Origin of the sequence: Halopseudomonas pachastrellae (genome assembly GCF_900114765.1) — a bacterium.
Taxonomy (GTDB): domain Bacteria; phylum Pseudomonadota; class Gammaproteobacteria; order Pseudomonadales; family Pseudomonadaceae; genus Halopseudomonas; species Halopseudomonas pachastrellae.
In genome coordinates, this window is the sequence record NZ_FOUD01000024.1 from 1 (window position 1) to 19,888 (window position 19,888).

Annotated in this window: 19 protein-coding genes; 8 read left to right on the top strand and 11 right to left on the bottom strand. The window is 62.7% G+C overall.

Going from position 1 to position 19,888, the window contains the following annotated elements; translation table 11 throughout:
* Positions 1 to 231, top strand: a 231-nt coding sequence (locus BM116_RS18725; RefSeq protein ID WP_175494052.1) for a transposase, incomplete at its 5' end; no start/stop codon positions are given.
* Positions 232 to 419: 188 nt separating this feature from the next.
* On the opposite strand, the gene BM116_RS16780 is transcribed toward BM116_RS18725, so the two are convergent.
* Positions 420 to 1,082: an SGNH/GDSL hydrolase family protein gene (locus BM116_RS16780; protein WP_083728812.1), complete on the bottom strand. Its 663-nt coding sequence runs from the start codon at positions 1,080 to 1,082 to the stop codon at positions 420 to 422.
* A 498-nt stretch (positions 1,083 to 1,580) separates the two neighbouring features.
* On the opposite strand from BM116_RS16780, the gene nirB reads away from it, so the two are divergent.
* From nirB to BM116_RS16800, 4 genes are read left to right on the top strand one after another with little or no spacing between them, the layout of a single operon-like run.
* Positions 1,581 to 4,142, top strand: a complete 2,562-nt coding sequence (nirB, locus tag BM116_RS16785) for a nitrite reductase large subunit NirB (protein ID WP_083728814.1) — start codon at positions 1,581 to 1,583, stop codon at positions 4,140 to 4,142.
* Positions 4,139 to 4,501 (top strand): nitrite reductase small subunit NirD, encoded by a 363-nt coding sequence (gene nirD, locus BM116_RS16790; protein WP_083728816.1) that lies wholly within the window; start codon positions 4,139 to 4,141, stop codon positions 4,499 to 4,501. Before nirB ends, nirD begins: the two co-directional genes overlap by 4 nt.
* A 43-nt stretch (positions 4,502 to 4,544) precedes the next feature.
* Entirely contained in the window at positions 4,545 to 5,354 is an 810-nt protein-coding gene (locus tag BM116_RS16795; RefSeq protein ID WP_083728818.1) for a formate/nitrite transporter family protein, read from the top strand.
* On the top strand, positions 5,323 to 7,080 hold the full coding sequence (locus BM116_RS16800; RefSeq protein ID WP_083728820.1) for a bifunctional protein-serine/threonine kinase/phosphatase: 1,758 nt from the start codon (positions 5,323 to 5,325) through the stop codon (positions 7,078 to 7,080). Before BM116_RS16795 ends, BM116_RS16800 begins: the two co-directional genes overlap by 32 nt.
* Here the strand turns inward: BM116_RS16800 and BM116_RS19000 are convergent.
* The 4 genes from BM116_RS19000 to BM116_RS19350 all read right to left on the bottom strand — a co-directional run bounded on the left by BM116_RS19000 (position 7,036) and on the right by BM116_RS19350 (position 8,702).
* Complete coding sequence (locus BM116_RS19000; protein WP_211276314.1) at positions 7,036 to 7,560, bottom strand: MFS transporter; 525 nt, start codon at positions 7,558 to 7,560, stop codon at positions 7,036 to 7,038. The two genes, BM116_RS16800 and BM116_RS19000, sit on opposite strands and share 45 nt — an antisense overlap.
* A gap of 73 nt (positions 7,561 to 7,633) precedes the next feature.
* Positions 7,634 to 8,263 (bottom strand): MFS transporter, encoded by a 630-nt coding sequence (locus BM116_RS19005; RefSeq protein WP_211276315.1) that lies wholly within the window; start codon positions 8,261 to 8,263, stop codon positions 7,634 to 7,636.
* Positions 8,260 to 8,547 (bottom strand): RidA family protein, encoded by a 288-nt coding sequence (locus tag BM116_RS16810; RefSeq protein WP_407920321.1) that lies wholly within the window; start codon positions 8,545 to 8,547, stop codon positions 8,260 to 8,262. Before BM116_RS16810 ends, BM116_RS19005 begins: the two co-directional genes overlap by 4 nt.
* Positions 8,520 to 8,702, bottom strand: a complete 183-nt coding sequence (locus BM116_RS19350; RefSeq protein WP_407920322.1) for a hypothetical protein — start codon at positions 8,700 to 8,702, stop codon at positions 8,520 to 8,522. Before BM116_RS19350 ends, BM116_RS16810 begins: the two co-directional genes overlap by 28 nt.
* Positions 8,703 to 8,892: 190 nt before the next feature.
* On the opposite strand from BM116_RS19350, the gene BM116_RS16815 reads away from it, so the two are divergent.
* Together BM116_RS16815 and BM116_RS16820 are read left to right on the top strand one after the other, a co-directional pair.
* Complete coding sequence (locus tag BM116_RS16815) at positions 8,893 to 10,314, top strand: aminotransferase-like domain-containing protein (RefSeq protein WP_083728822.1); 1,422 nt, start codon at positions 8,893 to 8,895, stop codon at positions 10,312 to 10,314.
* Positions 10,315 to 10,434: 120 nt separating this feature from the next.
* Positions 10,435 to 12,795 (top strand): DUF6351 family protein, encoded by a 2,361-nt coding sequence (locus BM116_RS16820; protein WP_083728824.1) that lies wholly within the window; start codon positions 10,435 to 10,437, stop codon positions 12,793 to 12,795.
* An 82-nt stretch (positions 12,796 to 12,877) separates the two neighbouring features.
* On the opposite strand, the gene BM116_RS16825 is transcribed toward BM116_RS16820, so the two are convergent.
* The 3 genes from BM116_RS16825 to BM116_RS16835 all read right to left on the bottom strand — a co-directional run bounded on the left by BM116_RS16825 (position 12,878) and on the right by BM116_RS16835 (position 17,187).
* On the bottom strand, positions 12,878 to 14,329 hold the full coding sequence (locus BM116_RS16825; RefSeq protein WP_083728826.1) for an esterase-like activity of phytase family protein: 1,452 nt from the start codon (positions 14,327 to 14,329) through the stop codon (positions 12,878 to 12,880).
* Positions 14,330 to 14,452: 123 nt separating this feature from the next.
* Positions 14,453 to 15,304, bottom strand: coding sequence for a CvfB family protein (locus BM116_RS16830; protein WP_083728828.1), 852 nt, complete (start codon positions 15,302 to 15,304; stop codon positions 14,453 to 14,455).
* A 41-nt stretch (positions 15,305 to 15,345) separates the two neighbouring features.
* Positions 15,346 to 17,187 (bottom strand): monovalent cation:proton antiporter-2 (CPA2) family protein, encoded by a 1,842-nt coding sequence (locus BM116_RS16835; protein WP_083728830.1) that lies wholly within the window; start codon positions 17,185 to 17,187, stop codon positions 15,346 to 15,348.
* Positions 17,188 to 17,324: 137 nt separating this feature from the next.
* Between BM116_RS16835 and BM116_RS16840 the strand changes: the two genes are divergently transcribed.
* A complete protein-coding gene (locus BM116_RS16840; RefSeq protein ID WP_090475270.1) occupies positions 17,325 to 18,137 on the top strand; it encodes a spermidine synthase in 813 nt (270 codons plus the stop codon).
* Between the two features lie 119 nt (positions 18,138 to 18,256).
* Here BM116_RS16840 and BM116_RS16845 read toward each other — a convergent pair whose 3' ends face one another.
* The 3 genes from BM116_RS16845 to BM116_RS16855 all read right to left on the bottom strand — a co-directional run bounded on the left by BM116_RS16845 (position 18,257) and on the right by BM116_RS16855 (position 19,808).
* On the bottom strand, positions 18,257 to 18,745 hold the full coding sequence (locus BM116_RS16845) for a SprT family zinc-dependent metalloprotease (protein WP_407920323.1): 489 nt from the start codon (positions 18,743 to 18,745) through the stop codon (positions 18,257 to 18,259).
* Entirely contained in the window at positions 18,745 to 19,212 is a 468-nt protein-coding gene (locus BM116_RS16850) for a flavodoxin family protein (protein WP_083728836.1), read from the bottom strand. The genes BM116_RS16845 and BM116_RS16850 overlap by 1 nt, the downstream gene beginning before the upstream one ends.
* 302 nt (positions 19,213 to 19,514) lie before the next feature.
* On the bottom strand, positions 19,515 to 19,808 hold the full coding sequence (locus BM116_RS16855; RefSeq protein WP_083728838.1) for a hypothetical protein: 294 nt from the start codon (positions 19,806 to 19,808) through the stop codon (positions 19,515 to 19,517).
* Positions 19,809 to 19,888: the final 80 nt, after the last annotated feature.

Sequence of the window (19,888 nt, forward strand, 5' to 3'; positions counted from 1 at the left end):
CGCAAGGAAACCGTCGAGCGCAGCTTTGCGGACGCCAAGGAGCTGCACGGGCACCGTTATGCCCGATTCCGTGGACTGCGCAAGGTAATGAAACAGTGCCTGCTGGCAGCCGCCTGCCAAAACATGAAGAAGATTGCCCGCCTGCTGGCGATGCTTTTACGCCTGCAATCCGGGATAAGGCGCGGCACTTGCCTGCGAGGCTGGAAATGGAGCTGCTCGGACGGTTTTTAGCGGTTAGCAGGCTAAATTACCCGACACCTGCAAAATCATTACAAACACCCCAGAAAAACGAAACCCCGCGAAAACGCGGGGTTCGTCAGCAGTCTGGGACACGGCAAGCCGTGTCCCTGAGTTTGAGAGGAGAGCCCGGGACCTAGGGCCACGACATGTCGTGTCCGGTGACCGGCCCTCCCGAAACATCAATCCAGCGCTTGCAGGATCTTGTCAGCCAGTACACGGGAGCCGGCGGCGGTCGGGTGGATACCGTCGCTGATGATGTACTGAGCCTCCTTGCCGGCAAATGCAGCGCGCACATCAACAAACTTCACACCCATGCCCGGATAGGCCACGGCCTTGTAGTTCATGCTGTAGTTGTTGATGTCGTGCAGATCGATGGCGCTGCCAACGGCGTTGTAGTAGCCGAGGAAGATGATCTCTTCGATGCCGTCGTTGCGCATCTTCTGCACCAGCGCGGCGATGCGGTTTTCCAGGTCGTTGAGCAGTGGCATGCAGGCGCTCAGCGACGGACGGCAGCTGTTGAGCTGAATGTCGTTGCCGCCGCCGTTGAAGATCACCGTGCGGATGCCGCTCTTGTCGGCGCGGGCGTACTGGTTTTCGACCGAGTAGAGGCGTGAACAGAGAATGTTGCCGCCGGTCAGCTGGCAGCCCGAGCGGGCGTAGGTGTCGATGTTTTCATCCAGGTCCGCTTCCAGGTTTTCGTGGATATCGCCGGACAGGGCGAAGATCGAGTCGCCGAGGATCATGGTGTCGGGGGAGCTGATCGGGTTGGTTGCCAGCGCTGGCAGGCTGAACAGGGTGCTGAGGGTCAGGGCCGCAAGGCCGCGTTTGAACATGATGTGCATGGAAGTCCCTTCTTGTTGTTGTGCTTATGGGTCTCCAATAAGGCTGAATTCAATAGTGAAACAATTGGAGACATTTGTGCGTTATGCATCGCGCATCTTAGGCAGCACTGCCCCCTGATCAAGCACCCATACGGGCGATCAGGCGCGCTGGTTCTGTGCACCATTGCGGACGCATATGCGGCTTTTTGCACTGAGCTGGGTCGATTTGGCGGGGCTGGTGAAGTCGCTATCTGGCTGGGCTGTTAGGTAAAAAGGTTTTTAATATCAATTGGTTGTGTTGTTTGTTCGGCTTTTTTTGAAAAGGTGGCACCGGTTTTGCTGAAGTGAGTCAACGGCCAGCTCAGACAGCGTGGCCGACTGCTCGGACATGCAACGCAAGGCGGCAGAGTCGAGCAACACAATTCGAGAATCCAAGGCAAAGGCGCCTGCAACTGGAGACAGTTGCAGGTGCCTTTTTTGTTGTCTGCGAAAAAGCAGACCCGTGACAGAGGACTGGCCATGAATGCGTTCGTCGCCCCGATCAAGAAAGAAACGCTGATCATCATCGGCAATGGCATGGTGGGTCACCATTGCATCGAGCAGCTCGTCGAGCAGGGTGCGCTTGCCCATTATCAGGTGCACGTGTTCGGCGAAGAGCGCCAGCGGGCCTACGACCGCGTTCACCTGTCGGAGTACTTCGGCGGGCGCGATGCCGAGTCGCTGGCGCTCTGCGCTGCGGACTATTACAGCGAGCACGGCGTGCATGCGCATCTGCACGAGGCGGTGCTGGAGATTGACCGCGAGCAGCAAGAGGTGGTCACCGCCAACGGCCGTATTGCCTATGACAAGCTGATCCTGGCGACCGGCTCTTACCCGTTTGTGCCGCCGATTCCGGGTGCCGATGGCAACTCGCGACTGGTGTACCGCACGCTGGATGATCTGGATGCGATTCGCGCGGCAGCGGCTGGTGCACGCCGCGGTGTGGTGGTTGGCGGCGGCCTGCTCGGGCTGGAAGCGGCTAACGCACTCAAGTCACTGGGGCTGGAAGCGCACGTGGTCGAGTTTGCGCCGCGATTGATGCCGGTGCAGCTGGATGAAGACGGCGGCGCGGCGCTGAAGGCGCGGATTGAAGCGCTGGGTGTTGGCGTGCACCTGTCACGGGCGACCAGCGACATCGTCGCCGGAGAGGACTATGCCTACCGCATGAACTTCGCCGACGGCGAATCGCTGGAAACCGACCTGATCGTGTTCTCTGCCGGTATCCGCCCGCAGGATACGCTGGCGCGGGCCGCAGGTCTGACCGTTGCCGAGCGCGGCGGGGTGGTGATCGACGACGGCTTCTGTACCAATGATCCGGCGATCTTCGCGATTGGCGAATGTGCCTCCTGGCAGGGCCGGGTGTTCGGTCTGGTCGCACCGGGTTACAGCATGGCGCGCAACCTGGCCGCGCTGCTGGTCGGCCGCCCGCACGAGGCGTTCTCCGGTGCCGACATGTCGACCAAACTCAAGCTGCTGGGCGTTGACGTGGGCTCCATTGGCGACGCCCACGGTGCCACCGAAGGCGCGCGCAGCTACCGCTATATCGATGACATCAACCACAGCTACCGCCGTCTGGTCGTATCTGCCGATGGCAAGCGGGTGATTGGCGCGGTACTGGTCGGCGACAACAGCTATTACGACACCCTGCTGCAATATGCGCTGAACGGTATCAAGCTGCCGGCCGATCCGGCCAGTCTGATTTTGCCGGTGGGCGAGGGCGCGCCGACGCTGGGCGCTGATGCGTTGCCGGATACCGCGACCATCTGCTCCTGCCACAACGTCAGCAAGGGCGCGGTCTGCTGTCAGGTCGATGCCGGTTGCACTGATCTGGGCGAACTCAAGGCCAATACCAAGGCGGCGACCGGTTGCGGTGGTTGTGCTGCGCTGCTCAAGCAGGTGTTCGAGCACGAGCTGTCGGCCCGCGGCGTTGAAGTCGACAAGAGCCTGTGCGAGCACTTTGCGCACACCCGTCAGGAGCTGTACGGCATTGTCCGCGTCGAGGGCATCGAGAGCTTTGAGGCGCTGCTGAGCAAGCACGGCCGTGGTCAGCATGGCTGCGACATCTGCAAGCCGGCAGTCGGCTCGATTCTCGCCTCCTGCTGGAACCAGCCGATCACCGATCCGGGCCTGATTCCGCTGCAGGACACCAATGACACCTTCATGGCGAACATGCAGAAGAACGGCACCTACTCGATTGTGCCGCGTATCGCCGGCGGTGAAATCACCCCGGACAAGCTGATCGTGCTCGGTCAGGTGGCCAAGAAATACGACTTGTACACCAAGATCACCGGCGGCCAGCGGATCGACTTGTTCGGCGCAGAACTGCACGAGCTGCCGGATATCTGGGCTGAGTTGATTGAAGCAGGCTTCGAGACGGGCCACGCCTACGGCAAGTCGCTGCGGACCGTGAAGTCCTGCGTTGGCAGCACCTGGTGCCGCTACGGCGTGCAGGACAGCGTGGGCATGGCGCTGACCCTGGAAGATCGCTACAAGGGCCTGCGTTCACCGCACAAGATCAAGTTTGCCGTCTCCGGTTGCACCCGCGAATGTGCCGAGGCGCAGAGCAAGGACGTGGGCGTGATCGCGACCGACAAGGGCTGGAACCTGTATGTGGCCGGCAACGGCGGCATGCGCCCGCGCCACGCCGAGCTGTTCGCTACCGACCTTGATGACGCGACGCTGATCAAATACATCGACCGCTTCCTGATGTTCTACGTGCGCACCGCCGATCGCCTGCAGCGCACCTCGGTCTGGCGCGAAAGTCTGGAAGGCGGGCTGGAGTACCTGCAGGACGTGATCATCAACGACAGCCTGGGCCTCGGCGCCGAGCTGGAAAGCCAGATGCAACTGGTGATCGACCGCTACGAGTGCGAGTGGGCCAACGCCATCAGCGACCCGGAAAAACTCAAGCGTTTCCGCACCTTCGTCAACGACGAGCGTAAGGACCCGGATATTCACTTCGTCAGGGAGCGCGGCCAGCGTCGTCCGGTCAAGGCGTCCGAACTGCACCTGATTCCCGTCGCCGAGGAGGCCGCACAATGACTACTTTCAGCACATCTTCGCAAACCGCTACCCAATGGCGTGCGCTCTGCGCCCGTGACGATCTGGTTGCCAACTCCGGTGTGGTGGCCTGGCTCGACGGTGAGCAGGTCGCCCTGTTTCACCTGCCGAGCGAGGATCAGCTGTTCGCCATCGCCAATCGCGACCCCAAGTCCGGTGCCAACGTGATTGGTCGCGGCATTGTCGGCCAGCTCAAGGGCGAGCTGGTGATTGCTTCGCCGTTGTACAAGCAGCACTTCCGTCTGAGCGACGGCCAGTGCGTCGAATACCCCGATCAGCAGCTGCAGGTGTGGCCCGTCCGCCTGCAGGGCGATCAGGTCGAGATCGGATTGGCGGGCTGAAACCGCCAACCACACTGCGTTTCACTAACTGGAGAGTTGAATCATGTCTTACCTGATCCCGAATGAGTTTGTGACCAAGATGGTCGACTCCGGTGAGTCGAAAATCTTCATGTCTACCCGCGACACCCTGATCCGCGCCTACATGGCCGGGGCGATTCTGGCGCTGGCGGCGGTATTTGCCATCACCATCACAGTGCAGACGGGCTCGCCGCTGGTCGGTGCGGCCTTCTTTCCGGTCGGCTTCATCATGCTGTATCTGATGGGGTTTGACCTGCTTACCGGGGTCTTTGTGCTCTGCCCGCTGGCGCTACTGGATCGCCGTCCGGGAGTGACCGTACAAGGCGTGCTGCGCAACTGGGGGCTGGTATTTGTCGGTAACTTTGCTGGCGCCCTGACGGTGGCGGTGATGATGGCCTTTGTCTTTACCTACGGATTTTCTGCTGCGGCAGGTGAGGTGGGCGAGAAGATCTCCCACATCGGTGAGAGCCGCACCCTGGGCTACGCCGAGTACGGCCTGGCCGGCTGGTTGACTATCTTCCTGCGCGGCATGCTGTGCAACTGGATGGTATCGATGGGGGTGGTTGGCGCGATGATCTCCACCACGGTTGGCGGTAAGGCCATCGCCATGTGGATGCCCATCATGCTGTTCTTTTACATGGGCTTTGAGCACTCCGTCGTCAACATGTTTCTGTTCCCCTTCGGCATGATCATGGGCGGTGACTTCTCCGTCATGGATTACATGATCTGGAACGAAATCCCCACGGCGCTGGGTAACCTGGTTGGCGGTTTGGCATTCACCGGTCTGACGCTGTACACCACCCATGTCCGCACTGCACCTAGCCGCGCGCTCTGATCCGGCGCCGCAGGTGGCGACCTTGCAGCTGACGCTGGGGCAGTGCTCCAGTGCCGGCCGCAAGGTTTTGAATCAGGATCGCTGCGCGGCGCGGATTCCTGACGGGCCGCAACTGGCAGTCAAAGGCGCGGTGCTGGCGCTGGCCGATGGCATCAGCTCCAGTGTGGTCAGTCACGAGGCCGCGCAGGCGGCGGTGAACGGCTTTGTGCAGGATTACTACTGCACGGCCGATCCTTGGTCGGTCAAACAGGCGGGGGAGCGCGTGATCAGCGCGCTCAACTCCTGGCTGTATGCGCAAAGCAGGCGCAGCCAGTATCGCTACGACCGTGACCGTGGCTACGTCTGTACCTTCAGCGCGCTGGTGGTCAAATCCACCACGGCGCATCTCTTTCACGTTGGCGACGCGCGCATCTATCGGGTACACCAGCGCTCGCTTGAACAACTCACTGTTGATCACCGCGCCTGGCTTGGTGAGCAGAGCCAACTGACTCGGGCCCTCGGCGTTAACGAGCGGCTGGATATCGACTATCAGTCACTGGCGCTGGAACCGGGTGAGGTGTTTCTGCTGGCGACCGACGGGGTCTATGAGTTCATCGACCCGGCGCGGGTAGCTGAGCTGATTGGCGCCAGCGGCGGCGACCTGCAGCAGGCTGCCGAAGCCTTGGTTGCCGAGGCGCTGGCCAACGGCAGTGACGACAACCTCACCGTACAACTGCTGCGCATCGACAGCCTGCCCAGCGGGCAGGCGGCCGAGTTGCACCGCCAGTTTGCCGATCTGCCGCTGCCGCCAGTGCTGGAGCCGGGCAAGGTTATTGATGGCCTGCGGGTGATCCGTCAGCTGCATGCTAGCGCTCGCAGCCACGTCTACCTGGTGCAGGATCAGGCGAGCGGTGCGCAGATGGTGCTCAAGGCTCCCTCGATTGAGCAACAGCAGCACCGGGTGCAGCTGGAGCGACTGCTGACCGAAGAGTGGGTCGCACGCCGCATTGATAACCCGCACGTGATGAAGGCCGCGGCGGCGGGGCGGCCGCGCAGCTATCTCTACTGCCTGTGTGAGTACATCGAAGGCCAGACCCTGGCCCAATGGATGCGCGATAACCCGCAACCCTCGCTGGAGCGGGTGCGCGACATCGTCGAACAGATTGCCCGCGGCCTGCGCGCCTTCCACCGGTTGGAAATGCTGCATCAGGACCTGCGCCCGGCCAACATCATGCTCGATGCCGATGGCTGCGTGCGGCTGATCGACTTTGGCGCGGTGCAGGTGGCTGGCTTGCTTGAGGCAGGTGTGCAGCACCCGAGCGAGCGCCTTGGCACTGCTCAGTACAGCGCGCCGGAGTGTTTTGTCGGCGAGCAGGGCACCGTGCGCTCCGATCAGTTTGCGCTCGCGGTGATCACCTACCAGCTGCTCAGTGGCGAGCTGCCCTACGGCGCTGACTTGGCCCGAGCCCAGAGCCGGGCGGCGCAGCATCGGCTGCGTTATCGATCGGTGCTTGACCCGCAGCGCAGCCTGCCCGCGTGGCTGGACCCGGTCTTGCGCCGCGCGCTGAGTCTGGACCCGTACAAGCGCTATGAAGATCTGTCTGAATTCGTCTTCGAACTGCGTCAGCCCAGCGCTGCGTCGCTGGCGGTGGGCCGCGCGCCATTGCTGGAGCGCAACCCGGTGCTGTTTTGGCAGCTCACCTCACTGGGGTTGGGGCTGGCATTGCTGTGCAGCCTGCTGCGCTGAGCCTGCGCGCCTGAGGCTCTGGTCCCATGCCAGCACCGCCAGTGCAGCCAGCCCGAACCCCACGCCGACCGCGCAGGTGCCGGCCCAGCCAGCGTGGCTCCAGTCGCTGACACCTAGCCCCGAGTCGCTTGAAGCGCCGGTGAAGTAGCAGGTCATGTAGACGGCGTTGACCCGTGCGCGGGCCTGCGGCGCAAGCTGATAGATCACGCTCTGGTTGCTGATGTGGACAGCGGGCAGGGCAACATCCAGTACCAGCAGCGCGAGCAGAAAGGTGAGTAAGCTGCCGCTGCCGAGATGCAACCCCATCCAGCCAAGCAGCAGGATAGCGATGGCGATCAGCGACACCGGTTGCCCCAGCCCGCGATCAGACAACCGGCCAGCCAGACTGGCAGTGATAACGCCCGCCACGCCGATCAACCCGATCAGGCCGATTTGGCTGTCACGCAAGCCAAAGGGTGGTGCCGACAGCAGCAGCGCCATGGCGCGAAAACAGCGCGCTGACCGAGCCGAATACCAGGCCGCCAAGCAAGGCGCGGCTGCGCAGCCGTGGGTGCTATGCGGCCGGCCTGAATAACGAGCGCAGCGTTGCGCCATAGCTCTGCGGCGCCGGGTTGCGCGCCTGCGGCAGCACCCGCAACAAGGCGCCGGCCAGCAGCACCATCAACACCGCGCTGACCTGGTACACCGTCTCCCAACCGCCGATCTCCGACAGTAGCCCGGCAGCCGTTCGCGCGAGCAGAATCCCGGCCAGCAGGCCGCTCATCACCAAGCCGACGGCACGCCCGCTGCGCAGTGGGTCAGACAGGTTAGCAGCCATCGGTACCAGCGTTTGTGCGGCAACCGAGAACACGCCGGTGATCAGCGTGCCGACAATCAAGGCCGTAAACCTGCCGCCCCAGCCGCTGATTGCCAGCCCGGCCGCGGCTAGCAGAATCAGGCCAACGGCCAGTGCGCGCTGCTCCAGCTTGTCACCGAGCGGTACCAGAAGCAGCAGACCGAACGCGTACGCCACTTGTGAGAGGGTAACCGTCGCGGCGGCCAGGCCCTCGCTGATATTCAGCGCGCTGGCCATCGATGACAGCAGTGGTTGATTGAAGTAGTTGGCACCGGCGCACAGCCCGGTCGCCGTCGCCATCATCAGTAGCGTGGCGGTGGAGAGATAGTTCTGGGGGTTTGGTTTCACGCCGCGTGCTCCTCGCTGGCGGGCAAGCAAGCGGCAGCGTCGATCTCGATCAGCATGCCCTCCGGCGCCAGTCGCGGTACCGGAATCAGCGTGCAGGCTGGCGCAGGGTTGTTACCCGCTGCCTTGGCCAGGGCGGCGCTGATTAACGCCAGCCGCGCCTCAATGTGATCCACCACAAGCATGGTCAGTTTGGCGACCTGATCAAAGCGCGCTCCACCGACGGTCAGCGCGTACTCAAGGTTTTTCATGCACCGGGTCAGCTGGTCGGCAAACTCGGCGGGCAATACGCCGTTTGTGTCTTCGCCGCCCTCTCCGGCAACGAACAGCAGCGCGCGTTGGCCGGTGTGATCATCAGGTTGGAATAGCAGTTGGGCGCAGGGCCATACAGGCCGGGCGGGTTGATCGCCTGCAGTTGTGGCGCGGAGCGTTGATCGGGCATGACCGAGAGTCCTCGTACTGGGGCAGGGCGCAAGACCTGCGCACTCTAAAACTTCAGGTTAACTTGAGGTAAAGCATAAACAGTGTGAATCATGCACCAAGTTGGCGCGTTGGAGACGGCCAGCTACACTCGCTCGATACCTACAAGAACAATGATGGCCGCAGCGGTGTGCTGCGGGGCAAGGAATGCAATGGCTCAAGACCTATTTCTGTATGAAACCCTGTGCGAACAGCTGGCGGTGCGCATTCGCCGTGGCGGCTTTGCCCCGGGCGAGCGCCTGCCCTCGGTGCGGGCATTGAGCAAAGCCTTTGGGGTTAGTATCAACACCACGGTTCAGTCGCTGCGCAAGCTCGAACTGGACGGTTATATAGAGGTGCGCGAGCGCTCCGGGGCCTATGTGCGCGAGTGTTTGCCGGCAAATGAGAGCACTGGCGTTGTCAGCCATTTCCCGCTGCTGCCTGTCGAGGTCTCGCTCAGCGAAGACATTCTGCGCTACATGGAGCCGCATACCCTGGAGCAGACGCTGCATCTGGGGATCGCCTTACCCGATGCCAGCCTGATGCCCGTTGACCGCCTGATGCGGTTGTGGCGCGACAGCAGTCGCCGGCAGCCCCAGGTGCTCTGGGACTACAGCCATCCGAACGGCCTGCCGAGACTGACGAAGCAGCTGTCCCAGCGCAGTATCGGCTACCCCTCAGCCATTCAGGAGCAGGACATTCTGGTCACCAATGGCTGCATGGAAGCCATGGAGCTGGCGCTGCGCGCGGTCAGCCGGCCCGGCGATGTGGTGGCTGTGGAGTCGCCAACCTACTACGGCACCTTGCTGGCGCTGGGGGTGTTGAACCGGCGAGTGCTGGAGGTATCCACCCATCATCGTGACGGTATCTGCCTGTATACCCTGGAGCAGGCGTTTCGGCGAGGGCAGGTCAAGGCCTGCATTGTGTCGTGCAACGGGCAGAATCCGCTCGGGTATGTCATGTCGGCTGAGCGCAAGCAGCGTCTGGTTGAGCTGGCGGTGCGCTATCAGGTGCCGCTGATCGAGAATGACATTTGGGGCGATACTGCCTATGCCGGTGATGCGCTGCCGGCCAAGGCCTTTGATCAGCAGGGCATGGTTATCTACTGCACCTCTTTTTCAAAAACATTGATGCCCGGCCTGCGCCTTGGCTGGGTGGCAGGTGGGCGGTTTCATGATCGGTTGCGCGAACTCAAGCAGATCAGCAGTATCACCACCGCGGCGGCGCCGCAGCTGGTCATGGCGCGCTTTCTGGAGAGCGGTGCCTATGCCCAGCATCTGTTGCGCTTGCGCGGCCAACTGCAGCAGCAGGCGCTGGATGCGCTGGCGCTGGTGCGCCAGTCATTTCCGCCCGGCACCTGGGTGCAGCCGCCCGAGGGCGGTTGCGTGCTGTGGGTCAGGCTGCCGGAGCGGCGTGATTCCCGGGACCTGTTTCAGCAGGCCCTGAATGACGGCATTCATATCTTTCCTGGCAGTGTGTTTTCCGTAGGCCCCCGGCATTTCGATTTTCTGCGCGTCAATGTTGGTAGTCCGCTGACGCCGCTAGTGCGGGAGAAGCTGCTGCGTCTGGGCGAGTTGGCTACTGCGCTGAGGTAGGGGTGGGCGTCTGTACCAGTCAGATGCACCAATCTGTACCTGTTTTCGAGAAGGCGGGCCGCACTAGCATGGGGCGTTGCACTGAAGAACAAAAAGCCCACTGCCAGAGAGGGATGATTCATGGCACACCTGCGTAAGCTAGCACCCGCCTTTTCACTCAGTCTGCTGACTCTTGCCCTGTCCGGGTGTCTCAGTAGCAGCTCCGATTCCGACGACCCTGTGCGCCCCGACCTGTCGCTGGGCGTGCTCTCCAGCGCGCTGGACCAGGTTACCGGCGACGATGTGCTGGTCACCATTGAGGGTGATTTGGACGTTATTGATGCTGAAATGGATAACCTTGAGCTGTGGCTCTACGACACCGAAATCGAACCCACCCGATTGGTCGAACGTAACGGTCGGCTGGAAGTGCTGATCGAGGGCCTGACTCTTGGCGAAAACCGCCTCGAACTGCACCACAGCCGCTTTGGTGAGCTGTACAACATGACGCTCACTGCGTACCCCGAAACGGGGCCGATCTTCTCCGGCCCGCAGCAATATCCCTTTGTCTGCACCGTGGCCGCCGAGCTGGGCATCCAGCCGCTGGTGGATAACCAGGAAGGCGGCTTCCCGGTATACGAGGGTGAAACTGTTGTGGGCTACAGCCGCGATTGCACCATCGAGCCTCAGGTGCAGCTTCTCTACATGACCACCGAGGGTAGTTATGCCGATCTGCCGGCGGATCGCAGCCGCCCGGCGAACATGGCGACCACCACCCTGACCGATGGCCGCGAAGTGGACTTTGTGGTGCGCCGAGAGGTGGGCACCCTCAACCGCTTTATTTACAGCTTTGCCACGTTGGCTGACCGCACCGACGCCGACGATGCCGCCAGCACCGATCTGTGGAACGGCCGGCTGCTGTTTCATTTCCAGGGTGGCGTGGGCATTGGGCACAGCCAGGGGCGTCCGAGTGGCGATGCGCTGACCCCCGAGGTACTGGGGCTCGGTTATGCGGTGATCTACTCCACGGGCACCCGTGCCAGCACCCACTACAACCTGCAGGTGGGCGGCGAAACCGCGCTGATGACCAAGGAACACTTCGTCAAACGCTTCGGCGTGCCCGAGTACACGGTTGCGATCGGCGGGTCGGGCGGGGCGATTCAGCAGTACGTCTACTCGCAAAACCATCCGGGCCTGATCGACGCCGGTGTGCCGCAGTATTCCTACCCGGATATGGTGACGCAGACCATTCATGTCGGCGATTGCGAACTGCTGGAGTACTACATGGATGCCACCGACCGCAGCAACACGCGCTGGCAGACGACCGAGAATCGCAGCTTGCTGGTGGGCCTGCATGCCACCGACGCCTACCCTGATCCGCTGTACGACAACAAGCTGGCGCTCGGCTACGCCAGTGCGCCGGGTATGACCGAGTGCATTCCGGGCTGGCGCGGGCTGACGCCGCTGACCATGAACCCGAACTTTGGTCAGGCGCCTTACCAGGATCAGATGCAGCCGCCGGAGATCATGGCTGATGTGCATTGGACGCACTTTGATGATCTGCGCAACGTCTATGGCGTAGACGAAGACGGTGAGCCGCGTACCCTGTTCGACAACGTCGGCGTGCAATACGGCCTGCTGCCGCTGCGTCGGGGGCAGATTACACCGGCCGAGTTCCTGCGCTTGAACACCCTGGTGGGTGGCTGGAAGCAGCCGAGTGAGATGGTGCAGGAGGGCTCACCCTTCCTGCCGCCGCATACCGCAGCCAACTTTGACCCGTGGAGCAGCCGCAACATGAACCTGAGCGCCGACGGCATTGCGCCTGCGCCGCGTACCGAGGGCGACCTGCTGGCCATGAATGCGGCCTACGAGCAGGGGATCGTGTTTGACGGGCAGTTGAACATTCCGGTCATCGACTGGCGGCATTACCTGGAGGAGGTGCTGGATATGCACAACAGCCACCAGTCGTTCTCGGCACGGCAACGCATCCTCAACAAGATGGGCAACGCCGACAATCAGGTGATCTGGTTCACCGATGCCCGTCCCACCGATACCAGCGACCCGGAGGAGCCAGAGGCCCAACGCACCTTCAATCAGACCTGGATGGCGCTGGAGGTTCTGGATGAATGGCTGACCAACATCCGCGAAAACCCGGAGCAGAGCATCGCAGAGAACCGCCCGGCCACCGCGCTGGACAGCTGCTTCAATACCGATGGCAGTCTGATTGCCGAGGGTGATGCGGTGTGGGATGGCATCATCAACGAGCAGCCGGCGGGCACCTGTACCCAGCAGTTCCCGACCTATACCACCTCGCGGATGGAAGCCGGCGCGCCGATCGAGGGCAGTATCTTCAAGTGCGCACTGAAGCCGGTGGCCACCGCCCTGAGCGACGGTACCTATGGCACCTGGATGCCGGATGCCGGTGAGGTTGACCAGCTCAATGCGATCTTCCCGCAGGGCGTGTGCGACTACAGCCAGCCCGATCAGGGCCGGCCGGAGAGTTGATGTAACCTGGTCCTAGCCGGGCGCAAGCCCGGCTACCCGAAGGCGCCGTAAAGGCGCCTGTATTGTTTGCCAGTCCAACTGATCAATCGACCGACAGGTCTACTTCTCGGATGTACAGGCGACCTGCGTCGATGGTGGTGTCGTCGAGCATCTTTTGCTCCAGTACGCCGCCGGTGGACCAGGTGGCAAAGTCATCGTCGTTCAGCACGCCCAGGTGGCTGTCGTCGATGCGCCACAGGCCTTCCATCTTGTCGTGCGGGTAGTTGGCTTCAACCACCATGTCCAACGCCAGTGTCTTGTCTACCGGGTAGATGCCGACCGCAGCCAGGGCTTCCCAGCCACCTTCCAGTACTACTTGCTCCAGCGTCTTGCCATTGATGGTCAGGCCGAGATCCGGGTCTTGCACCATGCCGGGCAGCAGCGCCACGGTTTCCAGGTTGGTACCGGTGGACAGGTCAATACGGTAAACCTGCTTCTGCGCGTCGGGCGTGACACCAGCTGCGCCGTTCGGGCCACCGTAGAGGAAGCTGCCATCACGCTCCAGAACCAGAAAGTCGGTAGCGCTCAAGCCGACCATCTCCGAGTTGGAGTTGGCTGGCAGTTCCTGCCGGTAGAGGTACTGGCCGATCTCGTCGGTTTGCAGGTTGACGGTGACAATACGGGTGATGGTGAGCGAGCGTACTGTGCGGTCCGGCAGGTCCATGGTGGACTGCATCAGGCCGACCAGGGTGGACTCATCCGGGGTGATGGCCAGGCCTTCCATACCGCGGTTGGCGCGACGATAGGCGTACTCTGCCGGCAGGTTGATGCGGGTGCGCGTATCTGCCGTAAACGGGTTGATACGGTCAATCTCGCGGCCCTCGGCGTCGAAGTGAACCATGTGCGGGCCGTATTCGTCGCTGGCCCAGAAGCTGCCGTCGCGCAGCGCCACCAGACCTTCGCCATCCAGGCCGTAGTCGTCGAGTTTAATCGGGTTGGTCGCGGCGTCGTAGGGCTGCGTGGGGTCAACCACAATCGGCGTGCCATCGGGGTTGTAGGGCGTTTCACCGGTGCCGCCCAGCGCGGAGGTATTGGGCAGACCGGTGATCAGGGTGCCGTCCGGGCGCTTGAGTTCGATGGTTGCCAATTGCTCGACACCGCCGCTGGCGGTGATACGGAAGTGGCCGATGCGCGGAGTGTAATCGGCGACCGGGAATGACTTGCCGGAGCCATAGGCGCCACCCACAAAGTCGGCGTTGGGGCCGCGGTCGGTCATGGCGTAGAACTCACCGAGGTTACTCGGGTGCGCGGTCATGGCCGAGCCGTAGCCACCGTTACGCACCTCGAACGGGGCCATGGTCTTGCCGTCGATCAGGTCATCACGCAGCACCGCGAAGGGCAATTCGACCCCGTCCTGCGGGAAGGCGGCCAGGCGTGCCGCCAGCTCCTGTTCGGGGGTGGTTGCGTCGTCGTCGTCATTGTCGCTGTCGGAGTTACAGGCGCTCAGCAGGGCGCTGCCCAGCAGCAGCGCGGACAGCACTTTCCAGTTGGTCATTACATCATCCTTGTCATCGGCAGGGCGCCGGCGGATGCCGGCGAGGTAGACAGGGACAATAAAGACGGCAGGTGACAGCGCCGCGAACAATTGATGACGGTTTGTGTGAGGCTATTTCAGGCCCTAGTCAGCGTTGTCTGCGCTCAGCTCGATATGCTCGGCATGGATTTGCACCAGGCCTTTCTTCATCAGCCCGCCAATGGCCTTTTTGAAGTTGCTCTTGCTGACGCCGAAGGCATCGCTGATGGCCTCGGGGCTGCTGCGATCACTCAGGGCCAGATGGCCACCGCTGGCCTGCAGGCGGTCGAGTATCTGGTGCTGCAGCAGGTCAGCGGCCTGGGTGCCGACCGGTTGCAGGCTCAGGTTGATCTTGCCGTCGGGGCGGATCTCGCGAATGTAACCCTGCTCCTTGCGGCCGAGCTTGATTGGACGGAAGGCCTCGTTGCGGTGGATCAGGCCCCAATGTTCGCCATTGATGATCGCCTTGTAGCCCAGGTCAGTGCGCTCGACCAGCAGCAGGTTGACCGCGTCGCCGACCTTATAGCGCGCCGGGGTCTTGTCCAGGTAGCGATCCAGGCGCGTGGTCGCCAGTACCCGGCTGGTGTGCTTGTCCAGATACAGGTAGGCGACGCAGTACTGGCCTTCTTCCAGCGGCTTTTTCAGCTCGGCAAAGGGCAGCAGCACATCCTTGGGCAAGCCCCAGTCGAGGAACAGTCCAACGCGGTTGCGCGCAACCACCTTGAGGTTGGCAAAGTCACCGACCTGCGCGCGGGGGCGGGTGGTGGTGGCAATGATGCGGTCTTCGCTGTCGAAGTAGACGAACACCCGCAGGCGGTCGCCCACCTCGGTGCTCTGATCCTTGGGTACATAGCGGTTGGGCAGCAGAATCTCGCCATCTTCACCACCGTCCAGATACAGCCCGAATCCGGTGTGCTTGGTGATTTCCAGATTATTGAAACGCCCGATGTCGGCCATGCTGCTGCTCCTGATTGCTATAGCGGCGTATTCTAGCAGCCTCAGGACTGCTGTTTGGCCTGTTCGATCATGTCAGCCACGCTGCGCGCCTCGATACGGTCGGTGTCGAACAGATTTTCCAGGTCTGCGCGGGCCTGACGGGCGGTCTGCATCACCGCCGCTGCGTCGTCATAGACGGCGTGCTGCGCCGCCAGTACCTGCTCGTCGTGGCGCCGGAAGCGCGCCAGACGTGAGTCTGCCTGCTCTTCGCTGAGGCCCAGTCCGGTAAGAATCTGGCGGCTCATTTCCAGACTGGAGTGGAAGGTTTCACGCACCGGCAGCACGTTCAGGTCGATCAACTTGTGCACGTGCTGGCGGTTGCGGGCTCGGGCGATGATGGTGATTTGCGGATACAGGCGGCGCACGGTTTCGGCGGTACGCAGGGTGATGTCCGGGTCACTGCTGGTGATGATGAAGAACTGCGCCTTGTCGACCTGCGCGGCCCGCAGAATTTCCGGGCGCAAGGGGTCGCCGTAGTAGATCGGCATCTCGGCGCTGATGCTGCGAGACATCTCGATACTGTCTACCGAGGTATCCAGGGCAACGTAGGGCACGCGCTGGGCCCTGAGCACACGGGCGATGATCTGCCCCATGCGGCCCATGCCGGAGATGACGACGCGCGGGCTGTCGCTATCGATCTGCTGATACTCCTCGGGCACCTTGCGCGGCGTGGCCTGCTCCTTGGGCAGCAGCGCTGCGAGCAGCAGAATCAAGAGCGGAGTAACGGCCATCGACAGGGTGATCGCCAGCACCAGCAGGTTGTGCTGGGTGGCGCTCAGCAACTGATGTCCGCTGGCCAGTTGAAAGACCACAAAGGCGAACTCACCGCCGGCCGCCAGCACCATGCCCAGGCGCAGTGCGCTGCGGCGATCGAGCCCGGCGGCCAGGCGACCGGTCAGGTAGATCAGCGGCAGCTTGAGCACAATGATCAGTGTGGTCAGCAGCGCGACGGCAAGGCCGTTGGATTGCAGCAGCGATACGTCGGCCTGCATGCCCACGGTGATAAAGAACAGCCCCAGCAGTAGCCCCTTGAAGGGCTCGATCTGCGACTCCAGCTCATGCCGGTATTCCGAGTCGGCCAGCAGCAAGCCGGCCAGAAAGGCGCCAAGGGCCATGGATATACCCACCGACTCCATCAGCCATGCCGTGCCGATCACCACCAGCAGGGCGGTAGCGGTGGATACTTCCTGCAGGCCGGTGCGGGCCACTACCCTGAAGACCGGGCGCAGCAGGTAACGGCCGCCGACAATGATCACGGCGATGCTGCCAAGCACCTTGATGGTTTGCGGCAGTAGGTTGCTGTCACCGCTGCTGTCCGGCTGCACGCCGAGTAGCGGGATGAGGGCGATCAGCGGAATCGCGGCCATGTCCTGAAACAGCAGCACGGCAAAGGCCTGGCGGCCGTGCGGGCTGGTCAGCTCGCGGCGCTCTGCCAGCAACTGCAGGCCGAATGCGGTAGATGACAACGCCAGCCCCAGGCCCAGCACCAGCGCGGTGGCCGGCGGCTGCTCAAACAGCAAGAGAGCGAGCAGGCCTATAACGCTGGCGCACAGGCCGACCTGCAGCGCACCGGTTCCGAACACTGCCCGGCGCATCACCCACAGCCGGCGCGGCGACAATTCCAGACCTATGATGAACAGCAGCAGAACCACGCCCAATTCGGAAACATGGCTGATGTCTTCGGGGTGCGGTACCAGATCCAGCGCCCAGGGCCCGATGATGACGCCGGCGGCCAGGTAACCGATGACTGCGCCCAGACGCAGGCGCTTGGCCAGCGGCACGGCGATGACGGTGGCGAGCAATAGAACGACGATAAGCTGCAGGGCGCTGCCGGAGGAGTGCATGTAAAGGGGTACCTGAACAGGGGGGATGTGACACCAGCAGTTTAAGTGACAGCGCAGACACTGTGGCGGAAAATTTGCCGCGCGGTTGGGCAAAACTGCTACTGTGCCGCGCAAAGAACAGGGTAGGGGGTACGGCAGTGGCAGGATGGCGGGGCTATCTGCAGCAACTCGGCTGGTGGCTGGCGCACCGCCTCGGGCGTGGGCCGGAGCGCGTGTTGGCGCGCCAGCATGATGCACTGGGCGAGCTGCGGGTAACGCAGGCAGGAGAGCTACGTTATCTCTACTTTGGCGAGGAGACGGAACAGAGCTGCGCGCTGATCGGCAACCCGGCCTGGCTGGAGTACGACTACACCCGCGCGATGCTGCTGGCGGGTTTCTGGCTGCCGCAGATCGAACGGGCGCTGGCGCTGGGCCTGGGGGCCGGCAGTCTGGTCAGTGCCGTGCTGCAGCACCTGCAGCCGGCGCAGATGCGCGCGGTAGAACTCCGTCCCGGGGTGGTAGAGCTGGCGCGGCGCTGGTTTGCCCTGCCGGATGTGCCCGAGCTGCAGGTGGTGGTGACGAGCGCTGAGCAGTACATGGAATCACTGACCGAGCCGGTAGACCTGCTGATGCTCGATTTGTATCTGGAAGACGGTATTGCCGGTGCCCAACTGCACATCGACTTTCTGCAGCAATGCCACGCGGCGCTGCGCCCGGGCGGCCTGATGGTGGTCAACCAGTGGCAGCAGGGCAGCAGTGGCAAGCCCTACGCCGTCCACCGTCTGCGCGAGCTGTTTGGCGAGCGCTACCTGCAGGTGGAGGTCGTGGAGGGCAATATCATCCTGTTTATACCCCAGAGCGGTGAGCTGCCCCTTGACCGCCAGGCCATGAATGTCTGGGCCGACCGTCTTGCGCCGCAATTGGGCTACAGCCTGCGCCCCTACATCGAGGTGATGCGGCGGGCGGGGTAGGGTCTGTTGACGTTTCGTTCACCCGCCTGCCGGAGGCCATTTTTCGGCCAGGCAGGGCGGAGGGAGCGCTGTGTGGTCGCCCCACATAAGCGACCGACAACGCAGCAGACTCTAGAGCCTCAGACCTGCTGGCTCTTGCCGGTAAAGTGCAGCGCATCGCCGCAGCGCCGACACAGATAGCGGTTGCCCTTTTTTACCAGCGCATGGCGGCGCGCGGTAAAAGGCATGTGGTCCGGACAGGCGCAGCGATACAGATACTGGGTGCTGCGTCTGCGGGCCACAGCGTAGTTGTGGCAGCGATCAGCCGGCAGCTCAAACAGCCCGGTCATCAGCGCCTGCCATTCACGGCCATGCGGGCGAATGCGGTGGCCGTACAGCTGATGGGCAATCAGATGCGCTACTTCGTGGGCAACGGTTTGCTGCAGAAAGTGCGCGCTGTTCTCCCGGTACATCTGGCCATTGAAGCGCAGCAGGTTGCGATCAAGGTAGGCAACGCCGGCGCGCTGGCCGCGCAGGTCAAGATGGATGTCGGGGCGGGCAAAGGTGCGTTGAAAAAACTGCTCTGCCTTGACGTAGCAGGCTTCGGTACGGGCGATGATGCGCTCCATCAGAATACCGCGTTATCGAGGCCGGCGGCCATGTACATGCCCAACTCCTCGACCTGCTGTTCAAAGGCGTCCTGCCAGTCACCGCGCAGGGTCAGCGGCGCCTGCACCCAGTTCCAGCGCAGGCCGGTAACAATCGACTCGACCGCCCGGCGGGTGCCGGTGCCGTCCATCCCGGCGCGAATATAAAGCGCACAGGGCAGGCCCTGTTTTTCTTCCAGTACGGGGTAGTAGCAGCGGTCGAAGAAGTCCTTGAGCGCGCCGCTCATGTAACCCAGGTTTTCGGTGGTGCCCAGAATAATGGCGTCGGCCTGCAGCACGTCCTGCGGTTGTGCCTCCAGCGGCGGCACCCAGCGGGTCTCAACCTGCTCGATATCCGGATGGCGTGCGCCGCGCAGCGCTGCCTCGGCCAACTTGCGGGTGTTGGGCGAGGGTGCGTGCGCGACAATCAGCAATTGCTTGGGGGTCATGCCTTAGGGTCCGTTGACGGTTCGTTCACCAGCCTGCCGGAGGCCATTTTTCGGGCAGGCAAGGCGGAAGGAGAGCAGTGTGGTCGCTCCACAGAAGCGACTGAAAACGCAGCATGGCCGAAAAATGGCTCCGGCCCTACGGGTTGTGCCTGTAACGCCGCCACTCCGCGACGCTCGTCGTTTTTGTGCGCTCGCCCCGAAGGGGTGAAGCACAGGGATGTGCTGAACAAACTACACTCCTCGCTACTTGATTGGCGGCTTTACAGGCAGCAACAGGCAGGTGAACGAACCGTCAACTGAGCCTACCCCTGCCGGCTATTCCACAGACGTGCCACTGCGCGCTCGCTGCCCAGCCAGGCGACCAGCAGGCCGAGCGCTCCGAGCAGCCCGAAGACGGCCACGGGCAAGATGAAAAACGGATCGCTGCCGGCCGGCAACAGCAGCCCCAGCGCGCTGGCCAGAGCGATGAACAACAGGCTCATGATGACCAGAATGGCGCGGCTCTTGGGCGCGTAATGGTACGGAGCGTCGCCGGCTTCCAGCGGGTTGAGCAAGGGCGCGCAGAGGCGGCGGGCGTGGTCTTTGATGGTAGCCATGGCGGGGCGAAGTTCCTGTCTGCGATTGTCGGCCAGTGTAGCGTCATGTGCCCTGTGTTTTGAAGGTTCAGGCAATCCGG

Bases quoted from the DNA above. Each gene is read 5' to 3' on its own strand.
- BM116_RS16780 (WP_083728812.1), bottom strand. From the start codon at position 1,082: ATGCACATCATGTTCAAACGCGGCCTTGCGGCCCTGACCCTCAGCACC.
- nirB (WP_083728814.1), top strand. From the start codon at position 1,581: ATGAATGCGTTCGTCGCCCCGATCAAGAAAGAAACGCTGATCATCATC.
- nirD (WP_083728816.1), top strand. From the start codon at position 4,139: ATGACTACTTTCAGCACATCTTCGCAAACCGCTACCCAATGGCGTGCG.
- BM116_RS16795 (WP_083728818.1), top strand. From the start codon at position 4,545: ATGTCTTACCTGATCCCGAATGAGTTTGTGACCAAGATGGTCGACTCC.
- BM116_RS16800 (WP_083728820.1), top strand. From the start codon at position 5,323: ATGTCCGCACTGCACCTAGCCGCGCGCTCTGATCCGGCGCCGCAGGTG.
- BM116_RS19000 (WP_211276314.1), bottom strand. From the start codon at position 7,560: ATGGCGCTGCTGCTGTCGGCACCACCCTTTGGCTTGCGTGACAGCCAA.
- BM116_RS19350 (WP_407920322.1), bottom strand. From the start codon at position 8,702: ATGCCCGATCAACGCTCCGCGCCACAACTGCAGGCGATCAACCCGCCC.
- BM116_RS16815 (WP_083728822.1), top strand. From the start codon at position 8,893: ATGGCTCAAGACCTATTTCTGTATGAAACCCTGTGCGAACAGCTGGCG.
- BM116_RS16820 (WP_083728824.1), top strand. From the start codon at position 10,435: ATGGCACACCTGCGTAAGCTAGCACCCGCCTTTTCACTCAGTCTGCTG.
- BM116_RS16825 (WP_083728826.1), bottom strand. From the start codon at position 14,329: ATGACCAACTGGAAAGTGCTGTCCGCGCTGCTGCTGGGCAGCGCCCTG.
- BM116_RS16830 (WP_083728828.1), bottom strand. From the start codon at position 15,304: ATGGCCGACATCGGGCGTTTCAATAATCTGGAAATCACCAAGCACACC.
- BM116_RS16835 (WP_083728830.1), bottom strand. From the start codon at position 17,187: ATGCACTCCTCCGGCAGCGCCCTGCAGCTTATCGTCGTTCTATTGCTC.
- BM116_RS16845 (WP_407920323.1), bottom strand. From the start codon at position 18,745: ATGGAGCGCATCATCGCCCGTACCGAAGCCTGCTACGTCAAGGCAGAG.
- BM116_RS16850 (WP_083728836.1), bottom strand. From the start codon at position 19,212: ATGACCCCCAAGCAATTGCTGATTGTCGCGCACGCACCCTCGCCCAAC.
- BM116_RS16855 (WP_083728838.1), bottom strand. From the start codon at position 19,808: ATGGCTACCATCAAAGACCACGCCCGCCGCCTCTGCGCGCCCTTGCTC.